This is a genomic window from Pseudomonas sp. LTGT-11-2Z, from assembly GCF_003691445.1.
In the GTDB taxonomy this organism is placed as follows: domain Bacteria; phylum Pseudomonadota; class Gammaproteobacteria; order Pseudomonadales; family Pseudomonadaceae; genus Aquipseudomonas; species Aquipseudomonas monteilii.
Genome location: NZ_CP033104.1, coordinates 220,688 through 235,037, shown reverse-complemented (window position 1 = coordinate 235,037; position 14,350 = coordinate 220,688). Strand labels below are relative to the sequence as shown.

The window sequence follows — 14,350 nt, the reverse complement described above, 5'->3', positions numbered from 1 at the left end:
TCTACTTCACTTTAAACAAAAAAGCCCACAACACGTGTTGTGGGCTTCTCTTTAGCGGAGCCTGTTAGCTAACCACTTCGGCCTCGTCGCCGTCTTCATCCTTGCGGTGTGCCCAGTAATACAGGGCAGGCAGTACCAACAAGGTCAATGCGGTGGAGGACAGGATCCCGCCAATCACCACAGTCGCCAGTGGCCGCTGAACTTCTGCACCGGTACCGGTGGCCAAAGCCATCGGGATGAAGCCCAGGGAAGCTACCAAGGCAGTCATCAGAACAGGTCGCAGACGGGTTAATGCACCTTCATCGACTGCCTGCCTGAGCGTTCGCCCTTCCTCCCTTAGCCCGCGGATGAAGGCAATCATCACCAGGCCGTTCAGTACTGCAACGCCGGACAGTGCAATGAAGCCGACACCTGCCGAGATCGACAGTGGGATGTCCCGCAACCACAACGCCACAACACCACCGGTGAGTGCGAATGGAATACCGGTGAAGACCAGCATGCCGTCCTTCAGGTTGTTGAACATCAGGAACAACAAGGTCATGACCAGCAGCAAGGCGACTGGAACAACGATCTGCAGCCGTTTGGCAGCCGACTGCAGCTGCTCGAACTGGCCACCCCAAGTCGTCCAGTAGCCCGCAGGGATTTGCACCTTCTGATCCAGCGAAGCGGTCGCCTCCTCAACGAAGGATCCCAGGTCACGGCCTCGAACGTTGGCACTGACGATTACCAGACGCTTGCCGTTCTCGCGGCTGATTTGGTTCGGGCCCAGTTGCAGGTCCAGATTAGCGACCTGCGACAGCGGGATGAAACCGATCTGGTTGGCACCCTGAGCCGCATTGGCAGGCACCGGAATCAGCAAACTGGACATCCCCGCTACGTCGGTGCGAACGGTCTCAGGCAGGCGCACTACCATGTCGAACCGACGGTCGCCCTCATACAGCGTGCCGGCCTGGCGACCACCCACGGCGATAGCGATCGAGTTCTGAACATCCGCGATGTTCAGGCCGTAGCGTGCTGCTTTCTCGCGGTCGATGTTGATTGTCAGCACCGGCAGGCCGGATGTCTGCTCAACTTTCACTTCCGACGAGCCCGGTACCGCTTTGAGCGCTGCCGCGATCTTGTTGGCGGTGTTGTTGAGCACGTCCATGTCATCGCCGAAGACCTTCACAGCGACATCACTACGCACGCCCGAAATCAGCTCGTTGAAACGCAGTTGGATTGGCTGCGACAACTCGTAGTTGCTTCCTGGAACACCCGCTGCGGCCTTCTGCACCTCAGCAATCAGCTCATCGCGAGGCTTCTTGGGGTTAGGCCACTGATCCTGAGGCTTGAGCATGATGTAGGCGTCGGAGGCGTTCGGTGGCATCGGGTCAGATGCAATTTCCGCGGTACCCGAGCGTGCGAACATCCGCTCGACTTCAGGCACCTGCGCTATTACCGCTTTCTCCAGACGCTGCTGCATCTCGACGGACTGAGTGAGGCTCGTTCCAGGCACACGCATGGCCTGCATCGCAAAGTCACCCTCACTGAGGCTTGGGATGAACTCGCTACCCATACGACTTGCCAGCACACCACTGAGCACGACCAAGGCTACTGCGGCCGAGAAAGCGATGTTCCGATGTCCCAGCACCCATTGCAGAACCGGCTCATAGCGCAGTCGAGCTGTGCGCATGACCACGCCTTCCTCTTCCTTCACCTTGCCAGTGACGAACATGGCAATAGCTGCAGGAACAAAGGTAACGGACAGGATCATTGCGCCCAGCAGAGCCATCACAACGGTGAACGCCATAGGGTGGAACATTTTGCCTTCGACGCCGGTGAGGGCGAAGATCGGCAGGTACACCACCATGATGATCAGCTGACCGAAGATCAGCGGCCGGCGAGCTTCTCGCGCCGCGGCAAAGACCTCGTGGAAGCGTTCGGTTTTGGTGAGCATGCGGCCATGCTTATGCTGCGCATGAGCCAGTCGACGGATCGCGTTTTCTACAATAACCACGGCACCGTCGACGATGATGCCGAAGTCGAGTGCCCCCAAACTCATTAAGTTGGCACTGACCTTGTTGTTGAACATGCCTGTGAAGGTGAAAAGCATGGACAGCGGAATCACCATCGCGGTGATCAGGGCTGCACGGATGTTGCCGAGGAACAGGAACAGAATCGCGATTACCAAGATCGCGCCTTCTACCAGGTTCTTCTTCACCGTCGCGATGGCTTTTTCAACCAGGTTGGTACGGTCGTAAACGGTCACAGCCACCACGCCCTTTGGCAGGGTGCGGTTGATGTCCGCCAGTTTGGCGGCGACAGCTTGAGACACAGTACGGCTGTTTTCACCAATCAGCATGAACACGGTACCGAGCACGACTTCGCGGCCGTTCTCAGTAGCAGCACCTGTGCGGAGTTCTTTACCGATGCTGACGTCAGCAACGCTGCTGATGCGAATCGGTGCACCATCCACGCTGGTGATCACGATGTTGGCGATGTCTTCGATGTTGCCTACCTGGCCGGGCGCACGGATGAGCAACTGCTCACCATTACGTTCGATGTAGCCGGCGCCGACGTTGGCATTGTTACTTTCCAACGCTGCGACCAGGTCATTGAGGGTAAGCTTGTAGGTAGCCAGGCGCTTAGGATCTGGCGCAACCAGGAACTGCTTGGCATAGCCGCCGATGGTATTGATCTCGGCTACACCCGGGACGTTGCGCAGCTGAGGCTTGATGATCCAGTCTTGGATCACGCGCAGGTCGGTCGGGGTGTAAGGCGTACCGTCCTCTTTGACCGCGCCATCTTCGGCTTCAACGGTCCACAGGAAGATCTCGCCGAGGCCGGTAGATACCGGGCCCATAACGGCCTCTACGCCTTCTGGCAGCTGTTCCTTCGCAACCTGCAGCCGCTCGTTGATCAACTGGCGGGCAAAGAAGATGTCAGTGCCATCCTTGAAGATCACGGTGACCTGAGACAAGCCAGAGCGAGACAGGGAACGGGTCTGCTGAAGGCCCGGGAGACCGGCCATGGCCGTTTCAACTGGAAACGTGATCCGTTGTTCGGTTTCCAAAGGCGAATAACCAGGCGCTGCAGTGTTGATCTGCACCTGGACGTTGGTGATATCGGGTACCGCATCGATGGGCAGCTTTTGATAGCTGTAGATACCGATACCCGCCATGATCAGAACAGCGATCATTACTACGATGCGCTGCTCGATGGCGAATCTGATGATACGTTCAAACATGAGAAATCATCCTGTCAGTTCGCATCAGTGACCGTGTTCGGCAGAAGCTTTGCCGAGCTCGGACTTGAGTGTGAAGCTGCCACTGGTTGCTACCTGGGCGCCGGCTTCAATACCGTCGATGACTTCCACGTACCCATTGTCGCGACGACCCAGTTTTACCGGGCGGGTGTCAAACCCATCTGGGGTGCGTACGAATACCGAGGGTTTGTCTTCAACGGTCTGGACTGCGTGCTCAGGGACCGCTACGGCAACTCGATCAGTCTGGGAAGTGACCGCAATGTTCACGAACAGGCCTGGACGCCAGGCACCGTTGGGGTTGGTCAAGGTGACGCGGACAGTGGCTGCGCGGTTTTGCTCGCCCAGCAGGCTCCCGACATAACCCACCTTCCCTTCGACCTCGACATTCATGTCAGGCGAAGAGACTTTCACCGCACGACCAGTCGTGACCTTGCCCAGATCTGTAGGCGGGACGGCGAAGGTTGCCCAGACCTGATTCAGGTCAGAAAGGATGAAGGCGTTGGTCGCCTCGCTGACGACTTCGCCAACGGTCAGGTGTTTCTCCACCACCACGGCGTCGAAAGGAGCTCGGAGTTCGTAACGATTACCGCCAACGGAGTTAACCGAAGCACCGATCGCACCGACCTTCTGCTTGGCGTTGGCCAAGGAGATCTCCGCTTCTTGCAGCGCTTGGCGTGCTTGGAGGTAGTCTTGCTCCGCGGAAATCTTGTCCTGCCACAGCTGCTTCTCACGCTCGAAGGTCACTCGCGCCAGTTCGACGCGACGCTGTGCGGCCTGTTGTTCGCTGCGCAGGTCAGAGATCTGCTGGCTCGCGATTACAGCGAGGACCTGACCCTTTTTGACCGTCTCACCCAGGTCGGCTTGGACAGTCTCTACAACGCCAGGAACACGAGGAACCACGTGGGCGGTCCGGTCTTCATCGAAGCGAATTTCGCCCGGGAAGCTCACGACTGTACCCAAGTCACGCGGCGCTGCAGCTTCCAGGGCAACGCCGGCAGCCTTGATCTGCTCAGCGCTAAGCGTCAGCTTGCCCTCTTCTTCACCGCCCTCTTCGCTGTGGCCTTCTTCACCATGGCCCTCATCACCCTCCTCTTTGGCGGCAGATGCGGCTTTCTTTTCGTCGCCATGGCCATCGTTAGCGCCATGCTCGGCGGTACTAGCGGCCTGCTGTCCAGAACTGTTGTTCCAGGCAAGGCTGCCAAATCCGAGGGCTGCCACAGCGGCTACCGCGAGGGCGATCTTGCGTTTGTTATCCATTGCTACTCCTGCTGATCGTAGGCACCGGCTTGTTCAAGGCTGTGTGCCGAAGAAAATGTTTGGCCCGTTCAGCGAGCGCCGGCAGTTGAGCCGACTTCGCCATAAACCCTTTCCACCTGCGCACGCGCATTGGTCGCCGCTGCCAACGATTCGAGATATTGGCCACGAGCGACGATCAAGGTGCGCTGGGCATCCAGCACTTCGATGAAGCCGAATTTGCCCATCTCGAAGCCGCGGGTTGCGGTATCTACGGCTTGTTGGGCTGACGGCAGAATGGTCTTGTCGTAGGACTCGACCTCCTGCATGGCGGTGGACCACTGGTTCAACGCGGTTTGGGTTTCGGTGCGCAGCCGCAGCTCCACAGCATTGCGCTGGTCTCGGGCCTGATCTGCACGACGAGAAGCGGAAAGAATGTTGCCCTGGTTGCGATCAAACAGCGGCAAAGGCATAGAGACGCCCACAGTGTTGACACGCTCGCGCACAGAGCGGTCGTACTGGCTACCTACGCTGACGGTAAGGTTCGGGATACGCTGAGCTTTCTCTGAACCGAGCGAGGCATCGCTCTTGTCGATCTGTACCACGGCCTGGCGCATTTCTGCGGTCTGATCGAGCTTCGCCAGCAGCTCTTCAGTCCGCGGTGGCAGTCCCGGGGAGAGGGTTGGCGATTCGAGTCGATCAAAGACGGTGACCGAGCTCCCGGTAATTTGAGCGAGTTGCTGGTAAGCGGTCGTCTTTTCGGTTTCGGCACGTCGAACTTGCAGCTTTGCTTCGGCCAGTTGTACTTGGGCGCGGGTGGCCTCTACTGGAGACGATTTACCTGCGCGAACACGACCATCGACGATGCGGAGACCGCGCTCAGTCAGTTCGAGAGATTGCTTGGCCAGGTCAAGGCCTGTCTGGGCCCGCAATGCGGCGTAGAAGGCCTGTACGACGTCTGCCCGCAGACCGTTCACGCGACGGTCCAACTCCAGCTGTGCGGCGGTCTGCCCGTAAGTGGCGACGTCAACACGAGCTCCCCGCTTACCACCCAGCTCCAGGGTTTGGCTAAGCGACACGGTCGTCGTGCTGGTGTTACGACGGGTGTCTTCCACGTCGTACGAAATAGTGGGGTTGGGGATAAGCCCGGCCTGCTTGCGAGCACCATCAGCGATGCCAATCTCTTGCCGGGCCGCGGCCAGGTCAGGGTTGGCATCCATGGCCGTCGAAAGCGCCTGGGGCAAGCTGATGCTTTGAGCAAGAGCTGCAGGTGCCATCAATCCAGAGATGACTGCACAGAGTGCAGCGATCTTCCAGGGCGAGACGGAGGTCTTGGATAAGACATTGCGGTTATACCGGGGCACTTTGATGGTCCTCGTGCACAAACTTCGATAAAGCTTGGCGAGAACGCCGAAACAGCTGCCAAGCCCCACTTGATTAGGTGATGGCACTCTAATGAGCGGTAGCTATCAGAGGGGTGGCTAGAAAATTACAATTTCGTAAGAAAGTCCTGTAATGCCCGAAAATACTGGGAAACCAAACCCGGCACTAGGATTTCGTTACAAGCAACGGAGATGGCAAACACGCGGTGCGAAGGCGCCGAATAACAGGCAGATGACGAAATTGTAATTGTCCTATCACCCTCCCGTTATCTTCGGCCTGCAAATATGAGCTCGCGCTACGCTAGGCGCGCCGCCGGGTCAGAACAATTAACGACACCCGCGCCGGTAAACATAATAAAAACTGCCGTGAATCAAAGGAGCATCGGATGAAAATCAAAGTACCACTGTATTTGGCGGCAGTTTCTGCGCTGTCTGGAAGCTACGCTATTTCGGCACAAGCTGAAGACAAGCCAGAAGGCTTCATTGAAGGCAGCAGCCTTACAGTGTTGAACCGTAACTTCTACTTCAACCGTGATAATCGCGACAGCACCGCCCCCACTTACAACAGTGGCAAGGGCAATACCAACGGCTACTCCGAAGCCTGGGCGCACGCGATCATCAGTAAATTCAACTCTGGGTTTACCCAGGGTACCGTTGGCTTCGGCGTTGATGCCTTCGCCATGATCGGCCTCAAGCTCGACACCGGTGATGGGCGCAACGGCGGCCGTAGCTCCTTCGACGTGCTACCCGTTGATAACAAGGGCGAAGCTCGCGACGAATACACCAAGGTCGGCGGTGCAGCCAAAGTCCGCTTGTTCGATACCATCGTGAAAGTAGGTGATGTTTTCCCATCGACTCCGGTCGTTGCATCCGGTGACTCTCGCCTGCTGCCAGAAAGCTTCCGCGGCGTGACCGTTGAGAACACCAGCATCCAAGGCCTCACCCTTCAGGGTGGTCGACTGCACGCCATGAGCCAGCCAGTCTCCAGCAACCTGAACGACAACTTCGTGACCTTCTACGGCGGCCCGGTCAACTCGCCATGGATCGGTTACGGTGGTGGTGACTACTCGATCAACGACAACTGGACTGTGAGCGTCTACGCCAGCCAGCTGAAAGACGTCTGGAATCAGTACTACGCCGGCACCAGCGTTGTTTACCCGCTGAGCGACGATCTGGCGCTGATCGGTGGCTTCAACTACTACAAAGCCGTAGATGAAGGTAAGAAGCGCCTGGGTGAATTCGACAACAACATCTGGAGTGCCAAGGTCGGCGTGCGTTACGGCGCCCACACCCTGGCCCTGTCGCACCAGCGCAACAACGGCGACGACGATTTCGACTATCTGCGTCAGTCGGACTCGATTTTCGTCGACAACTCCATCCAGTACAGCGACTTCAACTCGCCGAAAGAGCGTTCCTGGATGCTGCGCTATGACCTGAACTTCACCAGCTACGGCATCCCAGGCCTGACGTTCATGACCCGCTACGCCAGAGGCTCGGGCGCGGATTACTCGAACGCTAACCAGTTCTACATGCGCACCGACGACAACGGCAACCCGCTCGACAATCAGAAGCGTTGGGAGCGTGACGTCGAAGTCAAATACGTTGTGCAAACCGGTCCGGCAAAAGACTTGTCCTTCCGGTTGCGCCAGGCAACCACGCGTGCCACTGCTTTCGAATCGGATCTGGATGAAACTCGTGTAATCATCGAGTACCCGCTTTCGATTCTGTAATTCGCTGAGCGGGCCAGTCTTTCGACGGCTGGTCCGATTAGTAAAACGAGCATTACGAATTCACCTTGAGTGGCTTAATTGCTCCTTTGGTAAAAGGTGGATATTTGGCGCCCATTGGGCGCCTTTTTTTTGCCTAAAATTCAAGTAAGCGTTCGATTGTACGCATTGCATGCCGGTGAAGTTCATGACTACACCAATGACCAGTCTCCTCAACATGAGCGACCTCGCCGTCATCCGAACGGAACGAAGCTAGCACAAAGAAGAAAATAACCCAGTATTTCATATGGTCAAATCATCCGCTGGAGAGAGGGCCCGCAACTGTCAAACCCAAGCCGCGACAAGATATACCTCCAGACTATCAACTGTATTACCTAGAAATTACAAATCCGTCATTTGAACCCCAACACGCTCATTTTGATTTACCATCCATTTCAATAATGCCGGCGCGCGTGCGCGGTTAATTGCTCAGTGATATCGAGACATAATCCCATGCGAATTCTGGTAATTGAGGATGAAGTAAAAACTGCGGAGTATGTGCGTCAAGGCCTTACAGAGTGTGGCTATGTCGTAGATTGCGTCCACACCGGATCAGATGGATTATTCTTGGCCAAGCAGCATGAGTACGAGCTGATTATCCTCGATATAAACCTACCAGAGATGGACGGTTGGCAGGTCCTTGAGTTGTTGCGCCGTAAAAACTGCCCGTCCCGCATCATGATGCTGACGGCGAGAAGCCGATTGGCGGATAAGGTCCGGGGGCTGGAGAACGGCGCAGATGACTATCTGATCAAACCATTTGAGTTCCCAGAGCTGCTAGCCCGGGTTCGCGCCTTGATGCGCAGGTCAGATCACCCCGCATCTGTGGAGGTCATTCGCGTGGCCGATCTGGAACTTGATCAAAGCCGGCACAGGGCATTCAGGGACGGTCAGCGTATTGATTTGACCACCAAAGAATTCGCGTTGCTGCACTACTTGATGCGTAACACCGGGGTGGTACTGAGCCGTACGCAGATTATCTCTCAGGTTTGGGATATGAATTTTGATTGCGACACGAACGTTGTAGAGGTGTCGATTCGAAGACTCAGAGCCAAGATAGATGACCCCTTCGAAACCAAGCTGATACACACACTTAGAGGCGTAGGGTATGTACTTGAAAAGCGTTAATTGCCAAACTATATAGTATCGAGATCGGCTAACTAATTCCGTCGCAAACGTGCCTACTGAACTGGATTTTACTATTTACGACCCGCGGCGCTGATTCCTTACCCCGCAAATGAGGTAGGCTGTGCATGAGGTATAGCATTGATTATCAGCAGGTCTCGGAGGATCAAGAGTTTGTCAGGCCTGATGACCGCTCAGCTGATATTGTCTTTAACAGTGAGCATGGCTTAGCTCTTATCCCATGTGTTGGCGATGTAGTCAACCTACCCTCTACGGCCGTCAAAGCGGGGGTTTGTGGCGTCGTCAGATCAAGAATTTTCAATTATCTCAGGGGTCCTGAAGAGTTTTACTGCCACGTCAATATTTTTGTTGAAGAGGCCGACATCAATTTCGGCAATCTAATATCCGAATATATGCGTAACCAGGCACGCTCACGATCACCCTCCTCATAGTGGTTTGAATAGTCAATACGGATTCCGTCCTTTTATTGAGTGCTCAGTAGAACCCACGTTGCAGAGCTCTACTGAGCCCAAAAACCTTATTTCCGCTGCTGTGCAAAAACCACTAACTGCCACTCAATCTTGCCCGCGCCAGGTGCATGCTGGTGATGGTTCTGTGGAGGAAGAACATGCCCTTTGGCAATACCGATCTCATCCCCGCAGGAGACGCATCGGTAAATGCCTGGATTTGGCGCTTCGGTACCAGGCGAATACTTTTTATCGTACTCCGAATGATCACTTTTGTGCAGAAAATTGCCGTGCTTATACTGAGCCATATCTATTCCCTTGAACTGTTGCTCTATATTTTTGTGCCACTTTACCGGGGCACAGAATAATTTTTATCACGTAATGACGAATAGATTCCAGCGAAGTTTTCCATAATCGCTCAGTACGCAGCCTACTTTCGTAGCATTTATTATTCTGATTGTGTCAGGCAGGAGATTTTTATGCCGGCGGAATTTTGGCGCCATGCTATGGCACCAGGATAGAGATCAAATCACGCCATCAAGTGACTCTTGCTATTCGAACCTGCCCCTACAAGAACAGGTAGTCACGGCACCCTGCTAGAGCGCGGGAGAGGCGGAGCACACAGAGCAGGCGTCATTGTTTTTTGAATAGCGCACTGAAAAATATAGAAGTACAAGAAGCCCGCAAAGAGAACAGTAGGCGCCATCAGAGCCAATTGAGGATCCATAAACCCTGAAATTACATACTGCTTAAGTGTAAGAGAAGCCAGGATAAAGGCCGAACAATACAAAGCACCTGTAAATTGATTCCCTAGAAAGCTTAGCACCCCACTAAAGGCATTATTGGCGCTCAATAACACTGCCTTCAATATGGTCCAACCGAAAAGCGGAAGGAAAATCTTCACCATAAAGGCAAATAAAGTTGTTGAGGCGAACAGTTTCAGTGGTATCTCTGCCCATGGCTTGATGGTACCGTCGTTTTCTACACCAAAGAATAGGATGGCATTCAGGATAATTGCTATAGAGCAGCATATGATGAGGCGTATCACCTCCCGTTTAAGCGGGGCCATCATTAAAACTGAGTTAATGCTTTTCGCGATATATTGCTTTAGAGCCTGGGTCATTGACCTATTGCGTCCTATGCTAGCCGAGGTGATAATATTGTATTGATGCAGCAGTAATAGACTGACGCTTTATTTATTTCTCAGTCAAGGAGAATCCTGATGATTTACGAGTCTGATGATTGGAGGAAGTCACTTCTTCGTTCAGCTCGTTGGCTTGAGAAGGCTCGTGTAAAAGAGTGTTCTGAAGGGCGCATTTATGCGAAAGCAGAACGTGAAATTTTTGTCAGTTTTTATACGGTACGCAAGCTAATCGAGACCTACAAAATCTCTGAATCAACGAAGAAAATTAAGCTCCATCTACCGTACTACCCGATCACCAGTGGCAAGACAGTAGACTACTTCAATCGGCACAACATAATGGAAAACTACGAAACTACTAAAGTTTACAAAGAACTGCGGGATATGACTTTTGTCGCGAACCAGGTAATCCACTCGTACGTATTCGAATTCGCGACTAGTGAGGATGGACGGATTGACGGGGTGTTTGTGGCCTCAGACAAGGGACGACACCAGCGACTCTATTACTATTCTATGACGCTAATGCTCAGTATTTTTAGGTCCGTAGGCTTGGATGTCGTCTCAGAGCAGCATTTGGTAAGGGACCCTGAAACAGAGCAGTGGAAGATCAGGTGAGTAGCCACCAAGCCAAACCCGCTACGGCAGCTGTAATTAACCCAACGGTTGCATAGAAGGCAGGTCTGCCGATCCAAGGGTGACAAGCCAGCATGATTCCCAGATGGGTCTTCGGCTTTATGCTATCCCACTCAGACTCGACGATGGTCCCATCTAGAATATAAGGCTTCCAATATTTGACGATATGGTCCTTGTCGGGCTCAAAAAAATCGCTATGGCCGTAATCAAAGTAACGGTCAGCTACACGTGTATTTTTAAATCCGTTTCGACCAGTCCCGCCGTAGCCTATAGTCGAAAAGGTAGCTAGGACGGGGTAAAAATCTCGCGTCCCGACATCGTTGACGATGTTGCCTGCAGCCATGTGCCGAGCATGCTTCTCCCAGGCATAATTGCCTTTTATTATGGAGCCGCAGAGAACAATTCTCTCAATGTTGATGTCAGTGTATTTGGCGAGGATCCGACTAATGATATAGGTGCCGAAGCTGTGGGCAATGACCATAATGCGAGCAGTCGGTTCCATAAGCCGTGCGTCTCGGAAGTCATTTGCGATCTTATTGATTGGCGTAGATCGAAACGGACACGCAAGCTGCAGCGCGGTCACACAATGGTAGCCAAGACCTTTGACTCTGACATGAGCAACATCTCGGAAGGCTGCTTTTACCAGCTCGTGCCAGGAACCATCAGTTTGAATACCATGGACAAGCATGAGCGTGATGGCCTGAGCATCATCTTTGACATTAGAAATCTGCATATCGACTAACGAGTCAAACAGCTCCAGATGCTCGGCATCCAGAGTTGCCCTAATTGCCTGCAGCTGGGCCAGTCGTTTGGTCTCAATCGTATTTTCCCAAGTCGATCGAACAAGGGTAACAATATCAACAGGCTTCAATCGAGCACCAATCTATAGGTTGGTTCCACGTTGGCGGCAAGTACTTCAAATTCGGTATCCATCCCAGGATCACGAACAATCTCTGGGATATCGCCGTAAGATTGGAATGAGAGACCTTCGCCGCTGGGGCACCTAACAATAAGGAATCTCTTGATAATCCGGCCCGTTACCAAGATATTAATCAAGATTGCAAGGTGCGCGGAAGTACCGGCTTGCATAATATCGAACATGCGATTCGGGTTTAGCCGAATTCTAGGCAAAGCTTCGCCACCCTGGGATTCATAGCCCTGGATAAAACTAGCCAATCTTCGGAGGCCTTCAGCCTCGTCTGGATGGTTAAGTATTAAAGGCGATAACTTTTCCGCGAACATATTCGTATTCTCCGGCGGAGCACGCTACGGTCACCGCAAACTCGTTTCTCTCACCCGAAATCAAAAGCCTCAGTTCACGGGGAGGATCACTGTCTGGTAGTTTAACGTAAATATTGGCTCCCGTCACTTCGCCATCACGCTCCAAGAAGCGATCCAACGCAGACATCGAACCCTCATCCGATGAAAGGTTTTCATCAACCGATGCGGAGGTAATCTGCATTTGGGCCCCGAATTCATTTCGAGCCGTTGAATTGCTATATCTGATTTCTTGGGAGAGGTTATCGCGCTCGCGCAGAATCTTATTCTTAGCGGGGCTAAGCGAAACTTCAGCGAACCCATCGTCCGGTAGAAATTTCCTTACTTTGTTTTTCAACACCCACAAGAGCTCGGAATATTTCTTTGCCTGATTATCTTGAGAGGCAATACGAAACTCCAATAAACCAGTGTGGTCCAGGTGAACAATATTCACCGCACGTTTTTTTGTGGTCGCATAGCGTCGAATCAGTTCGCCAGTTGCTGGATCCGTCTCCACAGCGCTGAGACGATTGATGTCACGGCTTTCGACGACTTTGATCGTAAGCGAAACCGGTGTCTTCTGCGGGTCCGGACGGTACAGGCGGATGTCGACGATTGTGGCCTCGTCGGGCATCTCAAGATCCAGCGGGTGAGTAAACAGCCCCGAAAGGCCCTCAGCTGCTGCGATTGAAGCGATGCGCGTAGGAGACAGCAGGCCGATTGCCCGCTCTTCAGTGCACTGGAAAAGGAACGAGTGCTGCTTGCCAAACTCCTCCACCTGCTGCAGTAGATCACGGAGGTCTTTCAGGGCAAGTTTTTTATCCTTGAGGGCAGGCTCGATCCGCTTCTCATAGAGATCGTCCCAGTTTTGCGCAGAAACGGGGATGCCCTTCGTCCGGAGGAATTCCTTGACGACGGCTTGGCTAGTCGCATTTTTCAGAAGGCCAAAAAGGATCTTGGCTAGCTTTTGGTCGTCGTCACTCAGCACATCACTCTCCACAAATTGGCATTAAGCTTAAAGGCTCGTGCGAGCCTTGGCTGTGGAGGCATGAAGCCGGTGACATCCTGCCACGAGAGCGCCGACCTGCGCGCATCATGCCTTCCATTGCGCGCGCATTCTCGCCTTTTTATCCAGCGGTACACAATGAGTGGAGAAGGTCAAAATGCCATCAGCGATGTAGGATCCCTTGGCCACGTGGAGTAGGTTCCATCAGATTTTGCCGTAATGTTCAGCTTTTTCGGGAAGATGGGTAGGAATTCCCAGCTTTTCTGTGAACCGCAAGCAACAGCCTGAGCCCCAGTCATCCGGGACCTAGCATCACAATTGTTGGTGAAGCTGACTGCTGTGGTGGCCCGCCTGGGCCTAAAATCAAATTTGCTCTGCAACACTGAATATGGAACATCAAAATCTGAATAAGCATCAAGGAATGCTTCTATCTCGGGCACTTCAGCCGAGTGAAACACTAGAGTTGACACCATAACCCGTCAGGATCAAAGCCGCCGCGTTATGCAGCAACGCCCGCCGCACCACCTCCCGCGGGTAAACACTCGCCCGGTCTATCGTGCCCCTGAACAGGGTCTCGAACGCCAACGGCCGGTGCTTGGTGTCCAGAAACAGGCACCCGAACACTTCACTGGCCTCATGCCGCAGCATGGCCTTGAGATAACGCCGCACCGCCGCTGGCCCATCCAGAGCCTCTGCGCGCTTGATGTTCTCACCCAGATAACGCCGGCCGATCTCCAGCAGCGCCTGCAACTGTGCATACTTCACGGCCCCAATACCCGGCTCGCGCAGCACCGTTTCGCGATCGGCCTCCAGAAACTGCCTCAGCCCGCCAAAACGCATCAGCAGCCCCCGCGCAAGGTCCAGTACATTGCGCCCGGCCACCCCTGAGCCCAGCAGCACGGCAAGCAATTCGGCATCCGTGAGTACCGCCGCACCACGCTGCAACAACTTCTCCCTCGGCCGCTCTTCAGCCGGCCACTCCCTGATATTCATCCCCGCCCCCTGCCCTTGCTGCGGCCCATTTCGACCCTGTGTTAATCTATTTCGCCTCGTACATGCGACGTTCTGCCGCAGGCATTTCGAACGTCGCCGCCCG

General features: G+C 54.0%; 10 protein-coding genes and 1 pseudogene. 3 read left to right on the top strand and 8 right to left on the bottom strand.

Features of this window, described 5'->3' with window-relative positions; translation table 11 throughout:
- Positions 1-64 precede the first annotated feature (64 nt).
- The 3 genes from D8767_RS01140 to D8767_RS01130 form a co-directional block, all read right to left on the bottom strand.
- Complete coding sequence (locus D8767_RS01140; RefSeq protein ID WP_003253428.1) at positions 65-3,226, bottom strand: CusA/CzcA family heavy metal efflux RND transporter; 3,162 nt, start codon at positions 3,224-3,226, stop codon at positions 65-67.
- A gap of 24 nt (positions 3,227-3,250) precedes the next feature.
- Complete coding sequence (locus tag D8767_RS01135; protein ID WP_003253426.1) at positions 3,251-4,501, bottom strand: efflux RND transporter periplasmic adaptor subunit; 1,251 nt, start codon at positions 4,499-4,501, stop codon at positions 3,251-3,253.
- A gap of 68 nt (positions 4,502-4,569) precedes the next feature.
- Positions 4,570-5,841: a TolC family protein gene (locus tag D8767_RS01130; protein ID WP_016712696.1), complete on the bottom strand. Its 1,272-nt coding sequence runs from the start codon at positions 5,839-5,841 to the stop codon at positions 4,570-4,572.
- A gap of 404 nt (positions 5,842-6,245) precedes the next feature.
- Here D8767_RS01130 and D8767_RS01125 point away from each other — a divergent pair, with 404 nt between their 5' ends.
- Both D8767_RS01125 and D8767_RS01120 read left to right on the top strand, forming a co-directional pair.
- The gene (locus D8767_RS01125) at positions 6,246-7,589 is read left to right on the top strand and encodes an OprD family porin (RefSeq protein WP_003253422.1); all 1,344 of its coding nucleotides are present in this window, start codon (positions 6,246-6,248) and stop codon (positions 7,587-7,589) included.
- A 489-nt stretch (positions 7,590-8,078) separates the two neighbouring features.
- Positions 8,079-8,753 carry a heavy metal response regulator transcription factor gene (locus tag D8767_RS01120; protein ID WP_003253420.1) on the top strand — a complete coding sequence of 225 codons (675 nt, stop codon included), beginning with the start codon at positions 8,079-8,081 and terminating at the stop codon, positions 8,751-8,753.
- 535 nt (positions 8,754-9,288) lie between these two features.
- On the opposite strand, the gene D8767_RS28590 is transcribed toward D8767_RS01120, so the two are convergent.
- The gene (locus D8767_RS28590) at positions 9,289-9,525 is read right to left on the bottom strand and encodes a hypothetical protein (RefSeq protein ID WP_074059229.1); all 237 of its coding nucleotides are present in this window, start codon (positions 9,523-9,525) and stop codon (positions 9,289-9,291) included.
- A 275-nt stretch (positions 9,526-9,800) separates the two neighbouring features.
- Positions 9,801-10,340, bottom strand: coding sequence for a hypothetical protein (locus D8767_RS01105; RefSeq protein WP_122048271.1), 540 nt, complete (start codon positions 10,338-10,340; stop codon positions 9,801-9,803).
- Positions 10,341-10,439: 99 nt separating this feature from the next.
- Between D8767_RS01105 and D8767_RS01100 the strand changes: the two genes are divergently transcribed.
- Positions 10,440-10,973, top strand: coding sequence for a hypothetical protein (locus tag D8767_RS01100; RefSeq protein WP_009682000.1), 534 nt, complete (start codon positions 10,440-10,442; stop codon positions 10,971-10,973).
- On the opposite strand, the gene D8767_RS29050 is transcribed toward D8767_RS01100, so the two are convergent.
- From D8767_RS29050 to D8767_RS01080, 3 genes and pseudogenes are all read right to left on the bottom strand, one after another.
- On the bottom strand, positions 10,966-11,862 hold the full coding sequence (locus tag D8767_RS29050; protein ID WP_014754857.1) for an alpha/beta fold hydrolase: 897 nt from the start codon (positions 11,860-11,862) through the stop codon (positions 10,966-10,968). The two genes, D8767_RS01100 and D8767_RS29050, sit on opposite strands and share 8 nt — an antisense overlap.
- A gap of 336 nt (positions 11,863-12,198) precedes the next feature.
- A complete protein-coding gene (locus D8767_RS01085; RefSeq protein ID WP_003253411.1) occupies positions 12,199-13,236 on the bottom strand; it encodes a hypothetical protein in 1,038 nt (345 codons plus the stop codon).
- 498 nt (positions 13,237-13,734) lie between these two features.
- Positions 13,735-14,247, bottom strand: a pseudogene (locus tag D8767_RS01080) (JAB domain-containing protein); the annotation flags it as partial.
- Positions 14,248-14,350: the final 103 nt, after the last annotated feature.